The organism is Pseudomonas sp. 5P_3.1_Bac2 (assembly GCF_025465995.1).
GTDB lineage: Bacteria > Pseudomonadota > Gammaproteobacteria > Pseudomonadales > Pseudomonadaceae > Aquipseudomonas.
The window spans coordinates 413,802-436,132 of record NZ_JANLNY010000006.1 but is presented as its reverse complement, the minus strand read 5'-3'; the positions used below and the strand labels follow the sequence as shown (position 1 = coordinate 436,132).

The window sequence follows — 22,331 nt, the reverse complement described above, 5'->3', positions numbered from 1 at the left end:
TTGACGTAGGATTGGCTTTACTCGCCTAGCTGCTACCCATCGACAGGAGACACCATGCGTCGCGCCTTACTCCTCGCTCTCACCCTGTTAAGCCTGCCGGCATTCGCCGCCGATTTAAAACCCTACACGGCCAGCTATACCGCCGACTGGAAACAACTGCCGGTCAGTGGCAGTGCTGAACGCAGCCTCGAAAACTTAGGCAATGGCCAATGGAAGCTGAGCTTTAAAGCCTCCATGCTGGTTGCCGGCCTCAGCGAAGAAAGCACCCTGCGCGTCGATCAAGGCGCCTTCTTGCCGCTGACCTACCTCTACGAGCGTAACGGCTTAGGCAAAGGCAAGAAGATCGAGCTGGACTTCGACTGGCAGAACAAGCAAGTGCTCGGTACTGATCGCGACACCCCTGTCAGCCTGCCGCTCAATCGTGGTCTGCTGGATAAATCCACCTACCAACTAGCTCTGCAGCAAGACGTTGCCGCTGGCAAACAAAGCATGAGCTATCAGGTGGTCGATGGCGATGAAGTGGAAACCTACGACTTCCGCGTCCTCGGCGAAGAAGCCGTGAGCACCAAAGCCGGTGTCGTGGATGCGGTGAAGGTGGAACGCGTGCGCGATCCAACCCAAAGCAGCCGTAAAACCATTCTGTGGTTCGCTAAAGACTGGAACTACATCCTCGTCGCCCTGCATCAAGTAGAGAAAGACGGCAAGGAATACCAGATCATGCTCAAAGACGGCAGCGTTGACGGTAAAACCGTTGAGGGCCGTAAGTCCTAAGGCGCTGTCCAGCGCCACAAAAAAGCCGAGCTGATGCTCGGCTTTTTTTGTGCTTAAGGCTTTACCACATCAGATCGTCTGGAACCTGATAGGCCGCATACGGATCATCCGCATCCGCCGCCTCGGTAGGCGTATTGAGCAAGACGATGCGCCGTTCGTCGCGTTCCTGAATCTTCAGCGCCGCTTCACGGGGAATCACTTCATAGCCGCCACCATGGCGGACGATGGCCAGCGAACCGCTACTGAGCTTGTCGCGCATCAACTTGTTCACCGACAGGCGCTTAACCTTTTTGTCGTCGACAAAGTTGTAGTAGTCCTCGGTGGTCAGCTTAGGCAAGCGCGAGACTTCGATCAGTTGCTTAACCTGCGCAGTGCGTGCCTTTTGCTCGGCTTTCTCTTGCTGCTGGCGGTTTAATTCTTGGTCGCGTGCCAGCTTCTCAGCCATGGCTTGCTGGGCCGCCAACTGTTGAGTCTGGTCTTTTTCGACCTGGCCTTTTTGCTCAAGGCGCTGCTGCTTTTGCTTTTGTTTGCTGGCCTGTTTGGCCTGTTTCTCGTTGACCAGGCCGGCTTTCAACAGCTGGTCACGCAATGACATGCTCATTCTCTGACGACTCACTCGCTTAGCGCACCATTAAGGCGCGTTATAATCTTCCAGCCGACTGTGGCAGTTACCGGGGCCGGAGTCTAACCTTCCAGCCACAACTGCTGCAACGCAGAGGCCAGAGGCCCACAAGGCCATCTGCTGATACAACGGCGCATTGCTGAGCATAGCGCTGCCTCGTCAAAGGAATGGAATGCATGAGTATTTCTCTGTTTACAAAGGTTGCGCTGGTAGGGCTGTATAGCGCCAGCGTGTTGTTTGTCCACTTTCGCGGTAAGGCACGTTTACCCTTCCTGCGCCAACTGGTGAATCACTCGGCGTGGTTTGCTCCCTATAATTCCCTGATGTACCTGTTCTCCAAAGCCCCGCCCAAACCCTACCTCGATCGCCAGCAATTCCCCGAACTGGATGTGCTCAAGGACAACTGGCAGACCTTTCGCGAGGAAGCCCTGAACCTGTTCGACGAGGGTTATATCCGCGCCGCACTGGACAACAACGAGGCCGGTTTTGGCTCGTTCTTCAAGAAAGGCTGGAAACGTTTCTATCTGACTTGGTACGACGGTCCACTGCCTTCGGCCCAGCAGCTGTGCCCGAAAAGCGTGGCGCTGATCAGCCAGATTCCTAACGTCAAAGGCGCGATGTTTGCCCTGCTGCCCGGTAACAGCCATCTCAACCCGCACCGTGATCCGTTTGCCGGCTCGTTGCGCTATCACTTGGGGCTGTCTACGCCCAACTCGGATGCGTGCCGCATCTATGTGGACGGCGAGCCTTACGCTTGGCGTGATGGTGATGATGTGATGTTCGATGAAACCTACGTGCACTGGGTGAAGAACGAGACGGAGCAGACCCGCGTGATCCTCTTCTGCGACATTGAACGACCGCTGCGCTGGCCGCTGCTGGGCCGTTTTAACCGCTGGATGAGTGCTCTGCTGGGCCGGGCTACCGCACCGCAAAACGTTGAAGGTGAACAGGTCGGTTCGATCAACCAAGCCTATTCCCAAGCGATTCGCGTCGGCGACTGGTTTGGCAGCCATGTTAAACGCTTTAAACGCGCCAACCCTAAGGGGTATCGGATCATGCGCGTGGTGTTGGCGGTGCTGTTGCTGGTGCTGTTGTATCGCTGGATATTCACCTAACGCCAGTGCGAGACCCGGTTCTATGGGCTAAGTGCTAGGGCATTTACCTCAGCAGTTGGAGCCAGGCATTTCACGCTTTTTTGCTTCACCCCAGAGTGCATCTAACTCTGCCAACGTACACTGCTCTGCCTTAAGACCCTGTTCACGCAACTGCTGCTCGATAAAACGAAAGCGCCGCTCAAATTTGCCATTGGCTGAGCGTAAAGCAGTTTCCGGGTCCACTTTAAGATGACGCGCCAGGTTGCTGACGGCCAATAACAAGTCTCCGATCTCCTCAGCAACCGCCACGGCATCGCCATCGCTCATGGCTTGCAGCACCTCATCCAACTCCTCGCGAACCTTGTCGACCACTGGCAATGCCTCCGGCCAATCAAAGCCCACTTGGGCGGCACGCTTTTGCAGTTTCACCGCGCGGCTGAGCGACGGTAAGGTCAGCGGCACATCATCGAGCAGCGACAACTGCTCAGGCGCGGCGGCCTGTTCGGCGCGTTCCTGGGCCTTGATCTCTTCCCAGCGCTGCTTGATCTGCGCCTCGTCGAGGCGGTTTTGCCCCGGCTCGCCATACAGATCGCCATCAGGGAACACGTGGGGATGGCGGCGCACCAGCTTACGGGTGATGCCATCCACTACCTGAGCGAAATCAAAGCGCCCTTCTTCACGGGCCAGCTGGCTGTAATACACCACCTGGAACAGCAGATCGCCGAGTTCACCGGGCAGATGGGCAAAGTCGCCGCGCTCGATGGCATCGGCCACTTCGTAGGCCTCCTCCAAGGTGTGCGGGACGATGCTGGCGTAGGTTTGTTTGAGATCCCACGGGCAGCCGTGCTGCGCATCACGCAGGCGGCCCATGAGGTGCAGCAAGTCTTCAAGCTGATACATAAACAGTCCGTGCAGCGCCGCTTAGGCTGAGCGTTGGCGGCGCGCTTCGATGATATTCGGTAGTTGGGCGATACGTCCGAGCAGTCGGCCTAAGGCATCCAAGCCGGGAATTTCCACGGTCAGGGCCATAGTCGCGGTGTTGTCCTCCTTGTTCGAGCTGGTGTTCACCGCCAGCACGTTGAGGCGCTCGTTGAGCAGCACTTGGGTGACGTCACGCAGCAAGCCGGAACGGTCGTAGGCGCGAATCAGGATGTCCACCGGATAGGTTTGCACCGGCACCGGGCCCCAGCTCACTTGAATGATCCGCTCAGGCTCGCGGCTCCCCAGTTGCAGCACCGAGGCGCAGTCCTGACGGTGAATACTCACGCCACGGCCCAAAGTGATGTAACCGACGATAGGGTCGCCCGGCAGCGGCTGGCAGCAACCGGCCATTTGCGTGAGCAGGTTGCCGACGCCCTGGATCTGAATATCGCCGCGCTTGCCAGGGCGGTAGCCTTGGGCCTTGCGCGGGATCAGTTCCAGCTGCTCGCTGACCCGATCCGGCTCCACCAGTTGCTGCGCCAGGTTGATCACATGAACCTGACGCAGATCCCCTGCCCCCAGTGCCGCATACAGATCGTCGGGGGTTTTGACGTTGGCTTTCTCGGCCAGCTTCTGCACATCGACACCGACCAACGCCAAGCGATTGAGCTCGCGCTCCAGCAGGTTTTTGCCGATCAGAATGTTGTGGTCGCGGTCCTGTAGCTTGAACCAGTGAATGATCTTCGCCCGCGCCCGGCTGGTGGTGATGTAGCCCAGGTTCGGGTTCAGCCAGTCGCGACTCGGCACGCCTTGCTTGCCGGTGATGATTTCTACTTGCTCGCCGGTTTGCAGGCTGTAGTTAAGCGGCACGATGCGCCCGTTGATCTTGGCGCCACGGCAGTTGTGGCCGATCTCGGTGTGCACGCGGTAGGCGAAGTCCAACGGCGTGGCGCCCTTGGGCAGGTCGATGGCATGGCCGTCGGGAGTAAACACATAAACCCGGTCCGGCTCGATATCCACCCGCAACTGTTCGGCCAAACCGCCGATATCGCCCAGCTCCTCGTGCCACTCCAACACTTGGCGCAGCCAGGAGATTTTCTCTTCGTAATGATTGGAGCCGGACTTAACGTCGGTGCCCTTGTAACGCCAGTGCGCGCACACGCCCAGCTCGGCTTCTTCGTGCATGGACTGGGTGCGGATCTGCACTTCCAGCACCTTGCCTTCCGGGCCGAGTACCGCCGTGTGCAGCGAGCGATAGCCGTTCTCCTTGGGGTTGGCGATGTAGTCGTCAAATTCCTTGGGGATGTGCCGCCACAGGGTGTGCACGATGCCCAGGGCGGTGTAGCAATCACGCACCTGCGGCACCAGTACGCGCACTGCGCGCACGTCGTAGATTTGGCTGAATTGCAGGCCTTTGCGCTGCATTTTGCGCCAGATCGAGTAGATGTGTTTGGCCCGCCCGCTGATGTCAGCCTTGATGCCGGTGTCTTCCAGCTCAGTGCGCAGCTGGCTCATCACTTCATTGATGTACTGCTCGCGGTCCAAGCGCCGCTCATGCAGCAGCTTGGCGATCTGCTTGTACTGCTCAGGTTCCAGGTAGCGGAAGGACAAATCCTCCAGCTCCCATTTGATATGGCCGATGCCCAGGCGGTGGGCCAGGGGCGCGTAGATATCGAACACTTCGCGGGCCACGCGCTGACGCTTCTCTTCGCTGGCCTCTTTAACCGCACGAATAGCACAAGTACGTTCGGCCAGTTTGATCAGCGCCACGCGCACGTCATCAACCATGGCCACCAGCATTTTGCGCAGGTTTTCCACCTGTGCCTGCGAGCCGAGCACTAAGGAATCGCGGGGATTCAGCGAAGCGCTGATGGCTGCCATGCGCAGCACGCCATCCACCAGCTTGGCCACCACCGGGCCGAAGCGTTGGTGCACGGCGCTAAGCGGCACCTTACCTTCGCGCACGCAGCGGTAGGTGATCGCGGCAACCAGGGATTCTTGATCGAGTTTGAGGTCGGCAAGGATCTCAGCGATTTCCAGCCCCGCACGGAAGCTGGAGGCGCCCTCAATCCAAAGATTCTGCGCCGCATTGGCTTGTTGCTCTGACTCGCGGGCGAACTCACAGGCCTCGCGTAAAGCATCCCGATCCAGGGCTGGATCAACACTCAAGACATGGCCGAGCCAGGCCTCTAGATTGATACTGCCGTCATCGTTGACCGGCTGATGCGCTCTGACCTGAACCATTTCATTACCCTTCCTACGGCGAGTGTGAAGCCCGCCGAATCATCGCCGGTTTCTGTGAACCGGTCGGTTTAATCGCGAAAGCGCTATCCCTGCGCTCTGTTCTAGAGCGGCGCCGTGGGCGGTGAGAAACCCTACGCGGCGCAGCACTTCAAGCTAGCTATGACGCCTTAACAAACAACGCCATAGCTTCAACATGGGCCGTTTGTGGAAACATATCAAGAATACCTGCCCGTTCCAGCTGATATCCCTGAGCCACCAACTCGGCACTGTCACGGGCCAAGGTCGTGGGGTTACAAGACACGTAAACCAGACGCTGGGCACCTAAGCTGGCGATCTGTTTGACCACCTCAAAAGCGCCATCACGCGGCGGGTCTAACAGCACGGCAGCAAAGCCACCCTGAGCCCAGCTGGCTTGCGCCAAGGGTTTAGAGAGATCGGCCTGGAAAAAGTGCGCATTGCTGATGCCATTGCTCTGCGCATTCTGCCGAGCGCGCTCGACCATCTCCACCACCCCTTCCACCGCCACCAGCTCGCGCACCTGCTGAGCTAATGGCAAAGCAAAATTACCCAGACCGCAGAACAAATCCAGCACCCGCTCATCGGCCTGTGGCGCTAACCACTGCAGCGCCTGCCGCACCATGGCGGCGTTGACCTGCGGGTTGACCTGAACAAAGTCCCCCGGCTGATACGCCAAATCCAGCCCGTAGTCTGGCAACGGATAACTCAACGTTTGCGCCGTATAAGGCGCCGGCGCCGCTTCGCCCTGCAACCACAACTGAGCCTGCTGTTGGGCACAGAAATCTGCCAGCAACTGCTGATCTGCCTCACTTAGGGGCGCCGTGTGCCGTACCAACAGCGCGCTGCTGTTACCGTTAAATAACTCCACATGGCCAATGGCCTGAGGTTTATGCAGGCTGCGCAACACCGCAGGTAACCCATGCAGGATTGGCTGCAAGGGCTGTACCAGAACTGGGCACTGGCTGATGGCGATGATGTCTTGACTGGCTTGGGCGCGAAAGCCGACATCCAGTTGCCTGGCTTTTTGATTCCAGCGCACGGCGATACGCGCGCGGCGCCGATAGCCCAGCTCAGGGCCGATTAAGGGCGCCACCCACTGCTTGGGCTGCAGGTTAGCCAGGCGGCTCAATTGCTCGCTGAGCAGGCGCTGCTTGAGTTCGAGCTGCTGGCTATGGGGCATATGCTGCAAGCTGCAACCGCCACAAATCTTGGCGTGTACGCAAGGCTCAGGACGGCGCTCGCTGCTGGCCGTGAGCAGGCGTTCAGTACGCGCCTCAACCACCTTCGCGTGGGCGCCGAGCACCCGCGCTTCGATGTGCTCGCCAGGCAAGGCGCCGCTGACAAACCAGGTGCGACCTTCATGAAAAGCGATGCCGCGACCGTCATTGGCCAGGCGCTCAATCACCAGTTTTTGTTTCTTGCCCACTGGCACGGCGGCGGCACGGCTGCCACCGCTGGGCTGAAAGCGCAGACCGCCGTCTTTCTTAGCCATCAGTTGGTCGGCAGATCGTAGATGCCACTGGATAGGTAACGGTCGCCGCGGTCGCAAATGATCGCCACCATGATCGCGTTTTCCACTTCTTGCGACAGGCGTAGCATCGCTGCCACCGCGCCGCCAGAGGAGACGCCACAGAAGATGCCTTCTTCGCGGGCCAAACGCCGCATGACGTCTTCGGCTTCGCGCTGGCCCATGTCGATCACCCGATCAACCCGCTCGGCTTGATAGATCTTCGGCAGGTATTCAGTTGGCCAACGGCGGATGCCGGGAATAGCCGAACCTTCCATAGGTTGCAGACCGACGATTTGCACCGCGCTGCTTTGCTCTTTGAGGTAGCGCGACACGCCCATGATGGTGCCGGTGGTACCCATGGAGCTGACAAAGTGGGTGATCCGCCCGCCCGTTTGCTGCCAGATTTCCGGGCCAGTGCTGCGGTAATGCGCCTCGGGGTTATCGCCATTGGCGAACTGGTCCAGCACCTTGCCCTTGCCCTCTTCCTGCATCTGCAGGGCCAGGTCGCGGGCGTCTTCCATGCTTTCGACCAATAGCAACTCGGCCCCGTAGGCGGTCATCGCCGCTTTGCGTTCGGCGGTGGAGTTGTCGGGCATGATCAGCACCATTTTGTAGCCCTTGATCGCCGCGGCCATAGCCAGGGCGATGCCGGTGTTACCGCTGGTGGCTTCGATCAATACATCGCCCGGCTTGATGTCGCCGCGCTGCTCGGCGCGGCTGATCATCGACAGCGCCGGCCGGTCCTTAACGGAGCCGGCCGGGTTGTTGCCTTCTAGCTTGAGCAGCAGGGTATTACTGGTGTTCCCCGGCAGGCGCTGCAAGCGCACCAGCGGGGTGTTGCCGACGCAATCGGCGATAGTGGGAAACTCGAAGCTCATGGCGTAGAGATAATCCAGAATAGGTCAAAGCGCGCATGATACCGACAAACCCGGCCCGGCCATATTAGATATGGCAAGGTGCTTAGACCCACAAGCTATAAGCTGATCCCAGCAGGCCTAGCACAGCCCCCAGTACGCCCAAGCGCACCAGCAGCTTGGGCCAGTACGGTAAAGCCAACACCAGGGCAAAGCCGCTCAACGACAGCAAACCAAACACGCCAACACTGCCCATGGCCCAGCCCCAATGCTCGGCGCTTAGCCACAGGCACAGCAGCAGCGCCAGCCAGCCATAGGCGCGCAGGCCACGGTGCCAGGTATCCGGCCAGGGTTTACCCCACACCGCCACTTGGTGGCGCTTGATGCCCTGACACAACGCGACCATGGCCGAATACGCCAGGCCCCCGGCGGCGATAAAACTCAGCATGCTGGGCTCTCCTGTGCATCATCGTCCACTTCACTAGTGGCCGGCGTTTTAGCCTTACGCGCTTTGCCCGTAACCACCGCCTGCGGCTGGGCAGCGCGCCAGCCAGCCAACAGGGTCAAGGCGCCCATGGCCATGCAAGTCAACTCCAAATACAGGCTGCTGGCATTGCCGAGCACCGGCAAGCCGGTAAAGCCATTAGCCAACGGCAGGCCAATAGCCAAGGCCCCGGCCAGCCAGAGCTGCTCCGGCCAGGCTTTGGCCCAAGGGCGCAGGCTGGCATGCAGGAAGCTCAAGCCCCAGACGGCAAAGAAGGCGTTGATCTCATGGGCTGCGCGCCCAGCCAGATCCACCGGCAACAGGCGATTCGCCCAGAGCAGAGCGATACTCGCCAGCGGCAAGCCGGCAACAATGGCGATATTGACCCGCTCGATAAACTGGTAGCCAAAGCGCGCGGCCAGGCTTTCCTTGGCATAGCGGCGCCGGCGTTTAACCGTAAACAACAGCAAACCTGCCGCCATCATCGCGGTACTGATCATGCCGCACAGGAAATACAGCCAGCGCATCGGGTAACCGCCAAACTGGGCGAAGTGCAACCCGGCCATCACCCGCTGCACCCAGCCCGCCCCCGTCGATTCCGCTACGGGCTTAACCACCTTGCCGGTTAAGGCATCCAAGCTCAGGCTGCGGCCCTTGGTCAGTTCGATGATATTGCCCAGCACCGGACGCGCCTCAAATACCGCCTCACCGCTAGGACTGCGTTGCAGTCTAAAGCCCGACAACGGCCCTAGCTCAGCCTCGGCCTTGGCCAGCAGCGCCGGGAAGTTCATCTCTGCCGTGCGATCGTGCAGATGCTGACGGGGCTCCTGTTCGCGCCCAGGTCGTGCGCCACGACCCTCGGCCTGCTCGGCACCGCGCGTCATAGCGCGCTCAGTGCCCTGTTCTGGCCTGCCCTGTTCGCCACCCCGGGCTGGCCGCTCAGCACCTGCCTCAGCACGCGGCCCAGCGCCAGCCGGCTCACCGCGCATCGCGGCTTGGTAGGCTTGGCGATCGCCATCAAACAGAGCCTCCATCGGCGCCGGCATATAAATAAGGAAGAAGATCACCAAGCCGGTGTAGGTGATCATGATATGGAACGGCAGCAGCAACACACCGCTGGCGTTGTGGTAATCCAGCCACGAGCGCTGGCCCTTGTTGGGACGGAAGGTGAAGAACTCTTTAAAGAACTTCTTATGGATCACGATGCCGCTGACGATCGCCGCCAGCATCGCCATGGCCAAGAAACCCACCACCCACACGCCGATATTGCGCGGGAAGTGCAAGGTGTAATGGAAACGGAAGAAGAAGTTACCGCCAGCGCTTTCCCGCGGCTTGATGACCTCCCCGGTCACTGGATCAAGGCTGGTCATGGCATTACCACGGCCACCGCCACCACCGCCCTGCGCTTCGCCGGCGCTCACCGCCAAACGCGGCCAACGCTCGGTGGGCAGGCTGACTTGCCAGTTGCTTTGTTGCGGGTGTGTGGCTTGCAGGTAGCTAATCGCCGTGGCTGCCGCCTGCTGCTGATCGACCGCGTGGACCGGCACTTCCGGCTGTAGCCACTGCTGAATTTCTTTATCGAAGACGGCCAAGGTGCCTGTGAAGAAAATCGCCACCAGGGCCCAGCCAAAGATCAACCCGGCCCAAGTGTGTAACCAGGACAACGACTGGGTAATGCTGTGTTTCATGCCATACGCCCCATCAGTTGCGGCCAAAAGCCGATCAGCCCCAACGGCAACGCCAGCAGCAGGCTCAGCCACACCCGCGACAACCGCGCAGCGGCGAAGCTCCAGATGATAAAGCCCAGATACAGGACGAAGCTGAGTAAGGCGGCGATTACCACCGCATCCACCGGTTTAACCGGCAACAGCCGGGCCAACGCGGCGCTGGCCATATAGGTAAGCAGGTAACCGCCAAATACTGCCAACAGACAGCGCGCGGTTAACAACCATGCTGATGAACTGGTTCGTGCCATACACCTCAACCCTATTGTTGTCTCAAGCCCCAGTGCGCCCAATGGACGCTCCGGGTTTATTAATGTTTAGCTAGCGCCGCTTCATCCAACACGGCCGTGCCGCACTCAGCGGCCAACTGAATCTTTAACTCGTGCTGCCCTAACCAATCCGTTAAAGCCGCTACATGCGGCTGCGGCTCGGCATCCATGCGCTGCGGATGCACATGACCGCGCCACATCAGCAACAGCAGGCTTTGTAAAAGCACGGTGAGGTTGCCGCCATAGGCCGCCAGTTGGCCTAACTCAGCGGTGCTGGCCGGGCCCTGAGCCAAGCGTTCTAGCAGCGGTGAAAGCAACTGTGCCGGGCCATCAATAGGGCCAATCGGCGTGGCGAACACTTGACCGCCACTGCGTGGTGCGCCCGGCAGCAATTGCCAACGCAGCTGCGCCAGGCTGGCCAGCTGCGCCTGCGGCCCTAAGGCTTGAGGGCATTTTTGGAACAGGTCCTGCCGCTGGCGTTGGTTACGCGCCAAGTCCTTGGCCAACTCGCGCAGCGCCGGCGATGGCAGGTTGGCAATCAATGCCTGCGCCGCCTGCGGCACCGATAGCGTCTCCAGCACATCAAAGGCATTGGCGCTGTCGACATAACTGAGCCCGGCTTGAGCCAGCTGCCGATGCACATCGATGGAATGCTGCGGCTGCCAGTAGGGGCTGAGCAGATCATGGGCCAGATAGGCTTTGTCCATGCTCTGCAACTGCGCCAGGCGCTCGCTCATGCCCGGCTGATCGTGGAACACCCCGGCCTGATCCAAACGACTGAGCAAATCCAAACCGGCGCCCATGTTTTGCGCCGAGCTGGCACTCAAATGTTCCGCCAATTCACTGAGCAACTTCTGCACTGGCTGCATCGCACTGGCACCGGGGTGACACATGTAATGCAGGTAAAACAGCCCTTGCGGTTTGAGCGAGTGCTTAAGCACGCTGAGTATCTGCTGCTGCGCCGCTTGCGCGATCCAAGACCACACGCCGTGGCTAACCACAAAGTCGAACTGCAGGGCGTTCGTGGCGGCAAATTCGGCGAAATCCGCTTGGACAAAACGCAGGTTGGCGAGGCCCAGACGCTCACTGGCCTGCCGGGCGAAAGCAATGTGCTGCGGATTGAAATCCACCCCGACAAACTCACCCAAAGGGTTGCAGGCGGCTGCCACCAGCAGGTTAATCCCGAGGCCGCAACCCAGCTCGCAATAGCTGTAAGGCTGGTTCAGGCTAGGGCTGCGCAGACCTTTGACGGTGGCCAGCGTCACCAGCCACAGCGGCAGTAGCTCCTTGTGGAAGTGTGCCGGATAGGCCACATCCGTTACGTAGCCACTTGCTTTTGCCATGTCCCCCATCCTTATCAAAAACGCCTAGACCGGTTCAGCGCCTAGACGACAATTCCCCGGACGCAGTGCCGGGGAATGCTTTAGCCGTTCAAACCTTAGAAGGCCTGGGTCAGCGAGAAGATGTAGCGACGCCCATCGAGGTTGTAGGCGAAGCTGTCATCGGTGGTGACCTTCTCGTTGCCGACGTTGTAGACGCCAGCCTTCAAGGTCAGGCCTTTAGTGGCCTTGTAGCCCAGACCCACATCAAAGAAACGATAGGCCGGGTAAGTCACACCATTGCTCGACGAGCCACTGGTGCCGGTCTGCCAACGACCGGAAGTCGAGCCACGGTAGTTGAACTGGGTCCACAGGTTCAGACGCTCAGTGGCTTGATAATCCAGCGAGGCGTTAAAGCTGTGCTTGGCCATATCGTTGAGCGCTTCACCCTTGTACTGCCCGGACTTCTGCTCGGTTTCAGTGAAGGTGTAGCTATGGCGATAGGTCAGGTTGTCGAGGATGTTGTAATCCAGGGTCCACTCGATACCGCGCAGCTCGGCTTCATCGACGTTTTCGTTGGCGGTGTAGCCGCGCGACTCGTAGGGGTAGATCACGCCATTCCATTCACACACCTGGTTAGTCGTGTCGCAGATGTTGCCCGTGCGGTTGACCTTGTCTTTGTAGTCGGTGACATACAGGGTCACGGTGGTTTCCAGGCCCAGGTCGAAGTTCTCGTAGGCCAGGCCGATTTCTTTGTTCAGGCTCTTCTCAGGCTTGAGGTCCGGGTTGCCGATCACGGTGCCACCCATGGAGCTCATACCGTAGTCGCTGGCCGCGTTACGCAGGTCCGGCGCTTTGAAGCCCGAGGTCACCCCGCCCTTCAGGGTGAAGCTCTCGTTGATGTGGTACACGCCGTAGACTTTCGGGCTGAAATGGCCGCCAAAGGCTTGGTTATCGTCGTAACGACCGCTCAAGGTCAGGCTGAAGTCATCGGTCATCTGCCAGTTGTCCTCAATAAACAAGGAGTTCTGGTAGCGGTTCATTTCCACCACGGCATTGGGATCAGCCACAATCGGGCGCTTCAGACCGTTGGAGGAGCCGTCTTTGAGCTCTTCGTATTTGTGGGTCAGGCCCGCCGTCACGCTGTGGCTGTCGAAGAAATAAGTGCCTTGGCTGTTCACCGTCAGCACGTCATAGGTAATGCCCTTGCCGGTGGTGGCGTTGAGGCTGCTCTTGTTTTCCGACTTGTCGTAGTTGATGTAGCTGTTGGTTTGCAGGTTGCCGAACGAGCCTTCGTGGGACAGGAAGTAGTTTTCCTTGACCGACTCGCGGTAGCTCTTGTCCTCATCAATGGCCAGGCTCTTACCTGGATTGGAAGTACGTTCCTGCTTGGAGTAGGTGTGCCCCAAGGTAACCAGGTTGGCTTCGTTGAGGTTCCACGACAGCTTGCCGCCAATGGTTTCTTTCTCGTAATCCGGATCGCTGGCCGCGCTGTCGCCACCACCGACAAAGTGGCTTTCCTGCTGATCGTGGATGGCACCGGTCAATTGCAGGGCGAGCACGTTAGGGATCAGCGGCAGATCGACATAGGCGCTGGTCTGGAAGGCGTTTTCATTCACCTCGTTGTGGCTGTCCGCCAGGGTGTATTCGCTGGTGATGCTGCCGCGAATTTCGTCGCCGACTTTCTTGGTGATGATGTTCACCACCCCGCCCATGGCGTCGGAGCCATACAGTGCCGAAGCTGGGCCACGGATGACTTCGATGCGCTCGATGGCTTCAATCGGCGGCAGGAAGTTGATCGGCGTACCGGCTTGGGCGCCACGGATACCGAAGGCGTCGTTACCCTGCACAGGGCGGCCGTCGATCAGGAACAGGGTGTAACCGGAGGTCATGCCGCGAATCGAGATCGATTGCTCCACGCCGCCGCCGATCACCTGTACGCCTGCGACGTTTTTCAGGGCATCGGTCACATCGGTGTAGGAGCGCTTTTTCAGTTCCTCAGAGGTGATCACCGAGATGCTCGCCGGTGCATCTTTGACGCTTTGCTCATAACCTGCCGCGGTCACCACCGTGGTTTCCAGCTCCAACTGTTGCTCGGCTTGCACGCCATAGCTCAACGACGCCAGTGCGGCGGCCAGTACGGTGGGGCTAAACGGGGATTGACGCTTGCTAGTTGTCAGAGGGGTACGGCGGGACATCTGCGACTCCTGCTTAAGTGCTGTAACTGGCTCGTTATTTTGCGATTGGCAAGCTCTTGAAGAGCCCACGCTGCGGCGCCGATGACGCTGCGAACCAGTCTGCTTAAGCAACCCATGTCGCGACCGTACGCCACCGAACAGTGGCGGCGATGATACTGAGACTTGTTTGAGAGTAAATCTCATTTACAAAATATACACTTTCAGCCTGAACTTTATGCGCAAACCCGGGTATGCGTTCTCCGCCCACAACTTGCCGCCCTGCTGCTCTAGCATGCTGTGTGCGATGGCCAAGCCCAGACCATAGCCATCACCACCCGGGCGCGCGGCGTTAAGCCGGGTAAAGGGCTGGAAGATCCGTTGCAGATCCTCCTCCGCCACGCCAGGGCCTTGATCCTCGACCCACAGTACCCAGTCATCACCCTCGCGCTGCCCGGCTAAGCGCACCCGGGCATTGGCCGGGGAATGGCGGATGGCGTTACGCAGGATATTTTCCAAGGCTTGCGCCAAGCCATTGAGATAGCCCAGCACCTGGCAATCATCCGGCAGCTCGCAGGGCATGCGCTCGATGGGCCAGCCACTTTCATAACTGGCGTTCTCGCGTAGCACATCCCACAGGCGGCTGACATTGACCGCCTCCAAAGGCAGGGTACGGCGCTCGGTGTCGAGCCAGACCAGATCCAGAGTGTCGCTGATCAACTGCTCCATGCCGCCGACCTCCTGCTCTAAGCGCTGGCGCAGCGGCTCCTCAGCGTCCTCGCACTCCGCCGCCACGCGCAGGCGGCTCAAGGGCGTACGCAGCTCGTGGGACATATCGCGCAGTAGCTGGCGCTGATACACCACCATGCGCTCCAAACGCTCCGCCATCTGGTCGAAGGACCGCGCCAGGCCACCGAATTCATCGCGGCGCTGGCCAATGGCGCCGACCCGGGCGGATAAATCACCGCGACTCAACGCCTGCGCCTGGCGCTGCAAAATCATTAACGGGCCAATCAATTCACGGTACAGCACGATGCCCAAGAGCACTGCCAACAAGGCCGGCAGCACCCGTTGCAGGAGCAAGTCCCACCAATGCCGGTGGCGGCGCGGATCAAGACGCTGGGGCAATTCGACGACAAAGCTGACGGCATCCGCCAAGGGCATTTCGATAACCGGGGTGCGATCCGGCCGGCCTAAGGAGCCATCCAGGCGGCGGGAGAAATTCAATCGCAGCAGTTCCGCGTCATTCAGGCGCTGCGAGGACAGTGACTCATGCTCCGCATCGACCACCGCCGCCCAGATGTTCTCCTTGGCCCGCAGTTGCGCAAGGAAATCATCCACCCCGCTACGCCCGCGACTGCGCCACGCCAACTCGGCTGCTTGAGCCCACTCACGCAGTTGCTGCTTCTCCGCGCTGGTCAGGTATTGCCGGTTCTCCTCCAAACGGTCGCCCAAGTCGGCGTGCAAACTGGCGACCAACAAGGCCAGCAGCGCCAGCATCAAGGCCAGCTTCCACAGTAACGAATGGCGGTTGGGCAGGTTCATGACAACTTGGTCAGCAGATAACCTTTGCCCCATACAGTCTCTAGGCGCCCGGCGCTGTAACCGACCAATTGCAACTTACGGCGGATGTGACTGATGTGCATGTCCAGGCTGCGGTCGTGGCGCGAATAGGCACGGTGCAACACTTGCTGGTAGAGGAAGGCCTTGCTCAGCACCTCGCCCTGATGCTCATTAAGGGCCTGGAACAGGCGGTATTCGGTGCCGGTGAGATCGGCCCACTGACCATCGACACAGACATCACTGCGAAGGCTGTCCAGGTCAAAATCACCATTGGCCGCTTCCGTGCGCTCATAAGCCACTCGGCGCAGCACCGCGGCTACCCGTACGCGCAGTTCAGCCATGCTGAACGGCTTGGGCAGGTAATCATCGGCGCCGTGGCTAAAACCGGCGATGCGATCCGGCTCATCGCCCAGCGCCGACATCAAGATCACCGGCACCGGGCAACTTTCGCGTAACTGGCGCAGCGCCTGTAAACCATTGAGGCTGGGCAGCAGGATGTCCTGCAGGACCAAATCAAAGTTGCCTTGGGCGGCCAGGTCCAATCCTTCCTGACCATCCTGGCTGAGGGTCACTTGATAGCCCACGTCATGCAGGCTGCGCTGTAAATGACTGGCCAATAGAGGGTCATCCTCGACCACAAGGATATGGGCTACCTGCAAACTACTAGCAATCAAGACTCTATTCCCGAAGTAAATGCGAAGCATTCTATATGTATTTTCCTGTGACCTCACCACAAGATTCTCAAGGTGTGAACCGCTACACTGGGGCCTGACTTTTGCGGAGCATTCGTGTGATCAAGGATCTAGGCATCAAAGGACGGGTCTTGCTGCTGACCCTGCTGCCCACTAGCCTGCTGGCGTTGGTATTAGGCGGTTACTTCACGTGGATGCAGCTATCGGGCTTGAACAGCCAGCTGCTGCAGCGCGGGCAGATGATTACCGAACAATTGGCACCTTTGGCCGCTCCGGCGTTGCTGGCCAATGATGCTCAGGTGCTGCAACGCATCGCTGAATTAGCCTTGGAGCAAGGCGATGTGCGCTCAGTGAATTTCCTGAGCAGCGATCAGCAGCCCCTGGCTCATGCCGGGCCGCGCATGCTCACCCCACCGCCGCCACCGCGTAACCCGCAAGCCTCGAAGACGCAAAGCCGCGACAATACGCGCTTCTTGATGCCCGTCTATCAGCGCCACCTGAATTTCACCGGCACCCTGGCCAGCGACACCGAAAGCCAATTGCTCGGCTGGGTTGAGCTGGAACTGTCGCACCAGAGCACTCAGCTCAGTGGCTATCGCAGCTTGCTCACCAGTTTGTTGCTGATCGGCGCCGGACTGATCGTCACCGCCCTCTTGGCGGTGCGCCTGAGCCGTACCATCAACGACCCACTGCGCCTGATCAAGCAAAGCGTGGCGCAGCTCAAAGATGGCAATCTGCAAACCCGCCTGCCGCCATTGGGCAGCCATGAACTGGATGAGTTGGCCTCGGGCATCAACCGCATGGCCGAATCCCTGCAAAACGCCCAGGACGAGCTGCAACATAGCGTCGACCAAGCCACCGAAGACGTGCGACAGAACCTCGAAACCATCGAGATCCAGAACATCGAGCTGGATCTGGCGCGTAAAGAAGCCTTGGAGGCCAGCCGGATCAAGTCCGAATTCCTCGCCAATATGAGCCACGAGATCCGCACGCCGCTCAATGGCATCCTCGGTTTCACCAACCTGCTGCAAAAGAGCGAACTGACCCCGCGCCAGCAGGACTATCTGGGCACCATCGAAAAATCCGCCGACAACCTGCTGGCGATCATCAACGAGATCCTCGACTTCTCGAAGATCGAGGCCGGCAAACTGGTGCTGGAAAACGTGCCGTTTAACCTGCGCGACTTGCTCCAGGACACCCTGACCATCCTCGCCCCCGCCGCCCATGAGAAGCAGCTGGAGCTGCTCAGCTTGGTCTACCGCGATACGCCGTTGGCACTGATGGGTGATCCGCTGCGCCTGAAACAGGTGCTGACCAACCTGGTCAGCAACGCGATTAAGTTCACCCACGCCGGCACTATCGTGATGCGCGCCATGCTTGAGGATGAGAGCAGCGATCGCGCGCAGCTGCGCATCAGCGTGCAAGACACCGGCATTGGCCTGTCCAATGAGGACGTGCGCGAGCTGTTCCAGGCCTTTAGTCAGGCCGACAACACCCTTAGCCGGCAAGCCGGCGGCACAGGCTTGGGCTTAGTCATTTCCAAGCGTTTGATCGAGCAAATGGGCGGTGAGATTGGCGTTGAAAGCACGCCCAATGAAGGCTCGGAATTCTGGATCAGCCTTAGCCTGCCGAAGACCCGCAACACCGGCGACGAGCTGATGCGCCCGCCGTTGATGGGCCGGCGCGCGGCGCTGCTGGAGAGCCACGAACTGGCCCGCCAAGCCCTGCTGCATCAACTGGAAGACTGTGGCCTGCAAGTCAGCGGCTTCGACAATCTCGATCCGTTGTTGGCCGCCGTTGCCCAAGCTCAGCACAGCTCGCTGCCCATTGATCTGGCGGTGCTCGGCGTCAGCAGCCAAACCCTGACGCCGGAGCAACTCAGCCAGCGTATTTGGGAGTTTGAGCAGCTCAACTGCAAAGTCCTGCTGCTCTGCCCCACCACTGAGCAAATGCTTTACCAGGGCCTGCTGCCTGACGCCCATAAACAACTGCAATCCAAACCCGCCTGCACCTTAAAACTGCAACGCGGCCTGGCCGAGTTGATCAACCCGCAACTGGTCATTGCCACGACGCCGGCCCATAACCCGAGCCGCGCCCCGGAAATCCTCTGCGTCGACGACAACCCGGCCAACCTGCTGCTGGTGCAAACCCTGCTCGAAGACATGGGCGCGGTGGTCAGCATCGCCAACAGCGGCTACGAGGCCGTGGAACTGGCCGCGAAAAAGACCTACGACCTGGTCTTTATGGATGTGCAGATGCCCGGCATGGATGGCCGCCAAGCCACCGAAGAGATCCGTCAGCTGGAGCTGGAACGAGGCCACAGCCAGACGCCGATCGTCGCCCTCACCGCCCACGCCTTGGCCAACGAAAAACGCGCCCTGCTGCAAAGCGGCATGGATGACTACCTGACCAAGCCCATCAGCGAAAAACAGCTGGCTCAGGTCGTCCTTAAATGGACCGGCCTGGCCTTGCACCATCAGGCTGTGGAGAGCGCCAGCGGCGGCGCACAGCACAACGAACTCAAGGTATTGGATGCTGAAGAAGGCTTGCGCCTAGCGGCGGGCAAGCCTGACTTGGCCGCCGATATGCTGAATATGCTGCTGGCGGGCCTGAGCAACGATCGCCAAGCGATTCAACAAGCGCGCGTCACCGGTGAGCGTAATAGCCTGATCGAACGGGTGCACCGCCTGCATGGCGCCACCCGTTATTGCGGGGTGCCGCAGTTACGTGCGGCCTGTCAGCGCAGCGAAACCCTGCTCAAGCACAACGACCCCGCCTCGGCTCAAGCGCTGGACGGCCTCGACGAGGCGATCCAACGCCTGATCGACCAAACCCAGGCGTAGCTCTGATTGGCGCCAGCACGCCAGGCTGATTACGCCTGGCCGTGCTAGGATTGGCGCTGATTTGGAGGAGCCATGGCTGAACACGATTTTCGCTACAACCTGCTAAACCCGGAACACACCCTAATTGAATGCCGCGCCCTCGCCCCCGGGCGTTATCAGGTCACCGGTAATGGTGGCTCGATTCAAAACGGCGACGTCCTGCTGGTCACACTCAAAGGCAGCCGCGATCTGTGCATGCGCCTGCATACCGACAAAGTGCGGCATCTGATCAACCCACGCGGGCAGTGGGTGGCGGTGGCCACGGGCCCGGCCTTTAAAGAGCTGGCGATTTTCAACTGGCAGGTTAACTGCGACGGTTGCGCCAAGCAGCTAGACTTTGAATTTGCCGTCGACGGCGCCTTGGGCAAAAAAGCCCAAGCCCCTGCCGCTGAAGCGCGAATCAATGAGTTGGGCTGGCGCTCGCAACAAGGCAAGCATCTGTGCCCGGCGTGCGCCGCTGCCGCTTAAGCTTGGAGAGATTATGAAAGCACTGTCCGCTGCAGGTTTAACCGCTTTGGCCCTCACTGGCTGCGCCAGCTCTACAGCGCAGTTGCAGACCGAGCGTAGCTACCAAGTGGAATGGATTGGGGAGCGGCCTTTAATTGACCGCAGCCACCTGACCATCACCTTAGGCGAGGATGGCCGCGCCTATGGCAACGCCGGCTGTAATCACTGGTTTACCAGCTATCAGCTGGATGGCAATAAACTGAGTTTTGCTGCCCCCGGCAGCACCCGCAAGCTCTGCGCCCCGGCCTTGATGGAGCAGGAAACGCGCTTCTTGCAAAGCCTCAGCCAAGTGGTGCGTTGGGACTTCTCCGCCACCGAACAGCTGCAATTGTGGCCCGAGCAAGGTAAGCCCCTGCGTCTGTGGCCGGAAAATCGCTAAGGCGTGCCCGGCCCGCATTACTTACGCGCAATAAAAACGCCGCCCAGCTGAGTCATCAGCTGGGCGGCGTCGTTTAAGCACAACAGACTTAGAAAATGCTCACCGGATAATCGACGATTAACCGCAGTTCATTACCCGAAGAGTTGTAGTTGCTGGCGTTATTCGACACCCGCAGGATGGAGCTGCGCACGCGCAGGTTAAGGTCCTTAGCCGGACCGCTCTGCACTACGTATTGCACTTGGTTGAAGATTTCCCGCTCGGTACCTTCACCACGACCGGAGCGGTCGTTGATGTTGTCACCGCGCACATAGGCGGTGCGGAAGTTCAAACCCGGCACGCCGTACTCGCCGAAGTCCACCGCGTAGGCCACTTGCCAGGAACGCTCGTCTTCGCCGTTGAAGTCGGACCAGTAGGAGTTGGCCAGCCAGATCGAGGTACCGCCGTCACCGACCCAACCCTGGCTCTGATAACCGCCGTAGTTGTAGCCGCTGTTACCGGTGCTGCGCTGGTGCGCCAGAGTGAAGGAATGGGCACCGATGGCATAGGTAGCCGCCAGACTCCAAATATTGTTGCGGGTGCTCTTGCTGCCGTCAGTGCCGGCATTGAGCGCAGTACCGAAGCTGTTATCGAACTCGCTGTAGTAGTCCTGGAAATCCAAGGTCAGCGACTGCTCGTTATGCAGGTCCAGCACGTAGTTCAAGTTGACGTAATGGCGATCCAGTACGTCCTCGATATTGGTGCCGTAGTAAGAACCCTTGAAGTTGTCGGTGAACTGGTAGGCCAGGCCCCAGACATCCAAACTCTTCAAGCGGCCGCTGTCGCGAGAGTTAGCACTTTTACGCGACTCGCCAGTAAAGCGCCCGAGGTTAATCTCCAGGCCTTCGATTTCTTTCGAGGTCAGCAAAGTACCGGTGTAGTACTCAGGCAACAAACGCGAGTTGTCGTAGCTCAGTACCGGGAATTCTGGCATCTGGTCACCGTACTTGAGCACAGTGTTAGATACGCGGAATTTAACCGCACCGCCGACTTTGGAAATTTGATCAACGGCTTCGCCGCTATCGCCTTGGGCAAAGAAGTCGATGCCCGCAGCGCCGGAACGGCCTTTACCGCCATCCAAACGGATCGCGTACAGGCCAAAGGCATCTACCCCAACACCCACGGTGCCTTGGGTAAAGCCGGAAGCGAAGTTGGCTTGAGCCATTTGCCCCCATTCGGCTTTGTCCTGGCGGCCATCTTTATAATCACGATTGATATAGGCGTTACGAAAAAACAAATCCAGGTGGCTATCTTCAATAAAACCTTGGGAGTCTGCTTGTCCATCTGCCATTACTTGCATGGCGCTCAAGACCCCCAACGCAAGCACGCTTATCCTTGCTTTAAACATGTGAAACTCCTTAGCTATCAGTGGTAAATGATTAACAGCGACATAAACCAGCAGGTCGACCGGAATCACAGAGAAAGCAGGCTCTGTGCGGCTTATTTTTATGCCTGCGGCCAGTTCTCTCTTCTACTTAGCGTCTAATGAAGTGCGCTTTACATCAGTGGATGATCTGACTTAGAAATAGCTTGGTGCGCTCATTCTGCGGGCTGGTAAAGAACGCGTTGGGTTCGTTCTCTTCCACTATCTCGCCCTTGTCCATAAAGATCACGCGGTTCGCGACGGTTCTGGCAAAGCCCATTTCGTGGGTAACGCAGAGCATGGTCATCCCGTCCCGGGCCAAGCCTATCATGGTATCCAGTACTTCTTTGACCATTTCTGGATCAAGTGCAGAAGTTGGCTCATCGAACAACATTATCTTGGGCTTCATACACAAAGCGCGGGCAATGGCTACCCGCTGTTGTTGTCCACCGGATAATTGTCCGGGAAACTTATTGGCCTGCTCTGGGATACGCACCCGCTCTAAGTAGTGCATGGCCACTTCTTCGGCTTGGCGCTTAGGCATCTTGCGCACCCACATCGGCGCCAAGGTGCAGTTCTGCAATACCGTTAAATGCGGGAACAAATTGAAGTGCTGAAAGACCATCCCCACTTCACTGCGAATCGCCTCAATATGTTTTAGGTCGTTGGTCAGCTCCGTGCCATCGACCACGATGCGCCCTTGCTGATGTTCTTCTAGGCGATTAATACAGCGAATAGTGGTGGACTTGCCCGAGCCTGAGGGGCCGCACAGGACAATACGCTCACCTGGCTTGACCTTCAGGTTGATGTCCTTGAGTACATGGAACTGGCCGTACCATTTATTCACGCCTTGCAATTCAATGATCGGCGCCGCGTCAGTATTCGGGTTGGGTTGGTTCATTGTT

At 59.0% G+C, this 22,331-nt stretch carries 19 protein-coding genes; 5 read left to right on the top strand and 14 right to left on the bottom strand.

From position 1 onward, the window contains the following. Positions 1–54 precede the first annotated feature (54 nt). Positions 55–771 carry a DUF3108 domain-containing protein gene (locus NTD81_RS06385; protein WP_262180660.1) on the top strand — a complete coding sequence of 239 codons (717 nt, stop codon included), beginning with the start codon at positions 55–57 and terminating at the stop codon, positions 769–771. 61 nt (positions 772–832) lie between these two features. On the opposite strand, the gene NTD81_RS06380 is transcribed toward NTD81_RS06385, so the two are convergent. Next, complete coding sequence (locus NTD81_RS06380) at positions 833–1,372, bottom strand: DUF2058 domain-containing protein (protein WP_262180658.1); 540 nt, start codon at positions 1,370–1,372, stop codon at positions 833–835. A 197-nt stretch (positions 1,373–1,569) separates the two neighbouring features. Between NTD81_RS06380 and NTD81_RS06375 the strand changes: the two genes are divergently transcribed. Beyond that, positions 1,570–2,508: an aspartyl/asparaginyl beta-hydroxylase domain-containing protein gene (locus NTD81_RS06375; protein WP_262180656.1), complete on the top strand. Its 939-nt coding sequence runs from the start codon at positions 1,570–1,572 to the stop codon at positions 2,506–2,508. Between the two features lie 48 nt (positions 2,509–2,556). On the opposite strand, the gene mazG is transcribed toward NTD81_RS06375, so the two are convergent. The 11 genes from mazG to NTD81_RS06320 form a co-directional block, all read right to left on the bottom strand. Next, a complete protein-coding gene (gene mazG / locus NTD81_RS06370; protein ID WP_262180654.1) occupies positions 2,557–3,387 on the bottom strand; it encodes a nucleoside triphosphate pyrophosphohydrolase in 831 nt (276 codons plus the stop codon). 21 nt (positions 3,388–3,408) lie between these two features. Then, positions 3,409–5,652: a GTP diphosphokinase gene (gene relA, locus NTD81_RS06365; RefSeq protein WP_262180652.1), complete on the bottom strand. Its 2,244-nt coding sequence runs from the start codon at positions 5,650–5,652 to the stop codon at positions 3,409–3,411. Between the two features lie 157 nt (positions 5,653–5,809). Continuing rightward, positions 5,810–7,162, bottom strand: a complete 1,353-nt coding sequence (gene rlmD, locus NTD81_RS06360; RefSeq protein WP_262180650.1) for a 23S rRNA (uracil(1939)-C(5))-methyltransferase RlmD — start codon at positions 7,160–7,162, stop codon at positions 5,810–5,812. After that, positions 7,162–8,058, bottom strand: a complete 897-nt coding sequence (gene cysM, locus NTD81_RS06355) for a cysteine synthase CysM (RefSeq protein WP_262180648.1) — start codon at positions 8,056–8,058, stop codon at positions 7,162–7,164. Before cysM ends, rlmD begins: the two co-directional genes overlap by 1 nt. 82 nt (positions 8,059–8,140) lie before the next feature. Then, positions 8,141–8,482: a DUF3325 domain-containing protein gene (locus tag NTD81_RS06350; protein ID WP_262180646.1), complete on the bottom strand. Its 342-nt coding sequence runs from the start codon at positions 8,480–8,482 to the stop codon at positions 8,141–8,143. Further along, the gene (locus NTD81_RS06345) at positions 8,476–10,206 is read right to left on the bottom strand and encodes a PepSY-associated TM helix domain-containing protein (protein WP_262180644.1); all 1,731 of its coding nucleotides are present in this window, start codon (positions 10,204–10,206) and stop codon (positions 8,476–8,478) included. Before NTD81_RS06345 ends, NTD81_RS06350 begins: the two co-directional genes overlap by 7 nt. Continuing rightward, entirely contained in the window at positions 10,203–10,493 is a 291-nt protein-coding gene (locus NTD81_RS06340) for an iron transporter (protein WP_262180641.1), read from the bottom strand. Before NTD81_RS06340 ends, NTD81_RS06345 begins: the two co-directional genes overlap by 4 nt. Positions 10,494–10,552: 59 nt before the next feature. Then, positions 10,553–11,854 (bottom strand): class I SAM-dependent methyltransferase, encoded by a 1,302-nt coding sequence (locus NTD81_RS06335; RefSeq protein ID WP_262180639.1) that lies wholly within the window; start codon positions 11,852–11,854, stop codon positions 10,553–10,555. A 95-nt stretch (positions 11,855–11,949) separates the two neighbouring features. Then, positions 11,950–14,028, bottom strand: a complete 2,079-nt coding sequence (locus tag NTD81_RS06330; protein ID WP_262180637.1) for a TonB-dependent receptor domain-containing protein — start codon at positions 14,026–14,028, stop codon at positions 11,950–11,952. A gap of 183 nt (positions 14,029–14,211) precedes the next feature. After that, on the bottom strand, positions 14,212–15,549 hold the full coding sequence (locus NTD81_RS06325) for a histidine kinase sensor domain-containing protein (protein WP_315974675.1): 1,338 nt from the start codon (positions 15,547–15,549) through the stop codon (positions 14,212–14,214). Continuing rightward, the gene (locus NTD81_RS06320; protein ID WP_410017116.1) at positions 15,546–16,241 is read right to left on the bottom strand and encodes a response regulator transcription factor; all 696 of its coding nucleotides are present in this window, start codon (positions 16,239–16,241) and stop codon (positions 15,546–15,548) included. The genes NTD81_RS06325 and NTD81_RS06320 overlap by 4 nt, the downstream gene beginning before the upstream one ends. A gap of 116 nt (positions 16,242–16,357) precedes the next feature. Between NTD81_RS06320 and NTD81_RS06315 the strand changes: the two genes are divergently transcribed. The 3 genes from NTD81_RS06315 (at position 16,358) to NTD81_RS06305 (ending at position 20,027) form a co-directional block, all read left to right on the top strand. After that, positions 16,358–19,102: a response regulator gene (locus NTD81_RS06315; protein WP_262180633.1), complete on the top strand. Its 2,745-nt coding sequence runs from the start codon at positions 16,358–16,360 to the stop codon at positions 19,100–19,102. Positions 19,103–19,174: 72 nt separating this feature from the next. Continuing rightward, complete coding sequence (locus NTD81_RS06310; protein ID WP_262180631.1) at positions 19,175–19,609, top strand: hypothetical protein; 435 nt, start codon at positions 19,175–19,177, stop codon at positions 19,607–19,609. Positions 19,610–19,622: 13 nt separating this feature from the next. Beyond that, complete coding sequence (locus tag NTD81_RS06305) at positions 19,623–20,027, top strand: META domain-containing protein (protein WP_262180630.1); 405 nt, start codon at positions 19,623–19,625, stop codon at positions 20,025–20,027. Between the two features lie 88 nt (positions 20,028–20,115). On the opposite strand, the gene NTD81_RS06300 is transcribed toward NTD81_RS06305, so the two are convergent. Both NTD81_RS06300 and NTD81_RS06295 read right to left on the bottom strand, forming a co-directional pair. Beyond that, positions 20,116–21,411 (bottom strand): OprD family porin, encoded by a 1,296-nt coding sequence (locus NTD81_RS06300; protein ID WP_262180627.1) that lies wholly within the window; start codon positions 21,409–21,411, stop codon positions 20,116–20,118. A 154-nt stretch (positions 21,412–21,565) separates the two neighbouring features. Continuing rightward, positions 21,566–22,327: an amino acid ABC transporter ATP-binding protein gene (locus NTD81_RS06295; protein ID WP_262180625.1), complete on the bottom strand. Its 762-nt coding sequence runs from the start codon at positions 22,325–22,327 to the stop codon at positions 21,566–21,568. Positions 22,328–22,331 lie beyond the last annotated feature (4 nt).

Excerpts from the sequence above, each read along its gene's own strand:
- NTD81_RS06325 (WP_315974675.1), bottom strand. The coding sequence starts at position 15,549 with ATGAACCTGCCCAACCGCCATTCGTTACTGTGGAAGCTGGCCTTGATG.
- NTD81_RS06385 (WP_262180660.1), top strand. The coding sequence starts at position 55 with ATGCGTCGCGCCTTACTCCTCGCTCTCACCCTGTTAAGCCTGCCGGCA.
- NTD81_RS06335 (WP_262180639.1), bottom strand. The coding sequence starts at position 11,854 with ATGGCAAAAGCAAGTGGCTACGTAACGGATGTGGCCTATCCGGCACAC.
- NTD81_RS06340 (WP_262180641.1), bottom strand. The coding sequence starts at position 10,493 with ATGGCACGAACCAGTTCATCAGCATGGTTGTTAACCGCGCGCTGTCTG.
- NTD81_RS06305 (WP_262180630.1), top strand. The coding sequence starts at position 19,623 with ATGAAAGCACTGTCCGCTGCAGGTTTAACCGCTTTGGCCCTCACTGGC.
- cysM (WP_262180648.1), bottom strand. The coding sequence starts at position 8,058 with ATGAGCTTCGAGTTTCCCACTATCGCCGATTGCGTCGGCAACACCCCG.
- NTD81_RS06300 (WP_262180627.1), bottom strand. The coding sequence starts at position 21,411 with ATGTTTAAAGCAAGGATAAGCGTGCTTGCGTTGGGGGTCTTGAGCGCC.
- rlmD (WP_262180650.1), bottom strand. The coding sequence starts at position 7,162 with ATGGCTAAGAAAGACGGCGGTCTGCGCTTTCAGCCCAGCGGTGGCAGC.
- NTD81_RS06295 (WP_262180625.1), bottom strand. The coding sequence starts at position 22,327 with ATGAACCAACCCAACCCGAATACTGACGCGGCGCCGATCATTGAATTG.
- NTD81_RS06380 (WP_262180658.1), bottom strand. The coding sequence starts at position 1,372 with ATGAGCATGTCATTGCGTGACCAGCTGTTGAAAGCCGGCCTGGTCAAC.
- relA (WP_262180652.1), bottom strand. The coding sequence starts at position 5,652 with ATGGTTCAGGTCAGAGCGCATCAGCCGGTCAACGATGACGGCAGTATC.
- NTD81_RS06310 (WP_262180631.1), top strand. The coding sequence starts at position 19,175 with ATGGCTGAACACGATTTTCGCTACAACCTGCTAAACCCGGAACACACC.
- NTD81_RS06350 (WP_262180646.1), bottom strand. The coding sequence starts at position 8,482 with ATGCTGAGTTTTATCGCCGCCGGGGGCCTGGCGTATTCGGCCATGGTC.
- NTD81_RS06345 (WP_262180644.1), bottom strand. The coding sequence starts at position 10,206 with ATGAAACACAGCATTACCCAGTCGTTGTCCTGGTTACACACTTGGGCC.
- NTD81_RS06375 (WP_262180656.1), top strand. The coding sequence starts at position 1,570 with ATGAGTATTTCTCTGTTTACAAAGGTTGCGCTGGTAGGGCTGTATAGC.
- NTD81_RS06330 (WP_262180637.1), bottom strand. The coding sequence starts at position 14,028 with ATGTCCCGCCGTACCCCTCTGACAACTAGCAAGCGTCAATCCCCGTTT.
- mazG (WP_262180654.1), bottom strand. The coding sequence starts at position 3,387 with ATGTATCAGCTTGAAGACTTGCTGCACCTCATGGGCCGCCTGCGTGAT.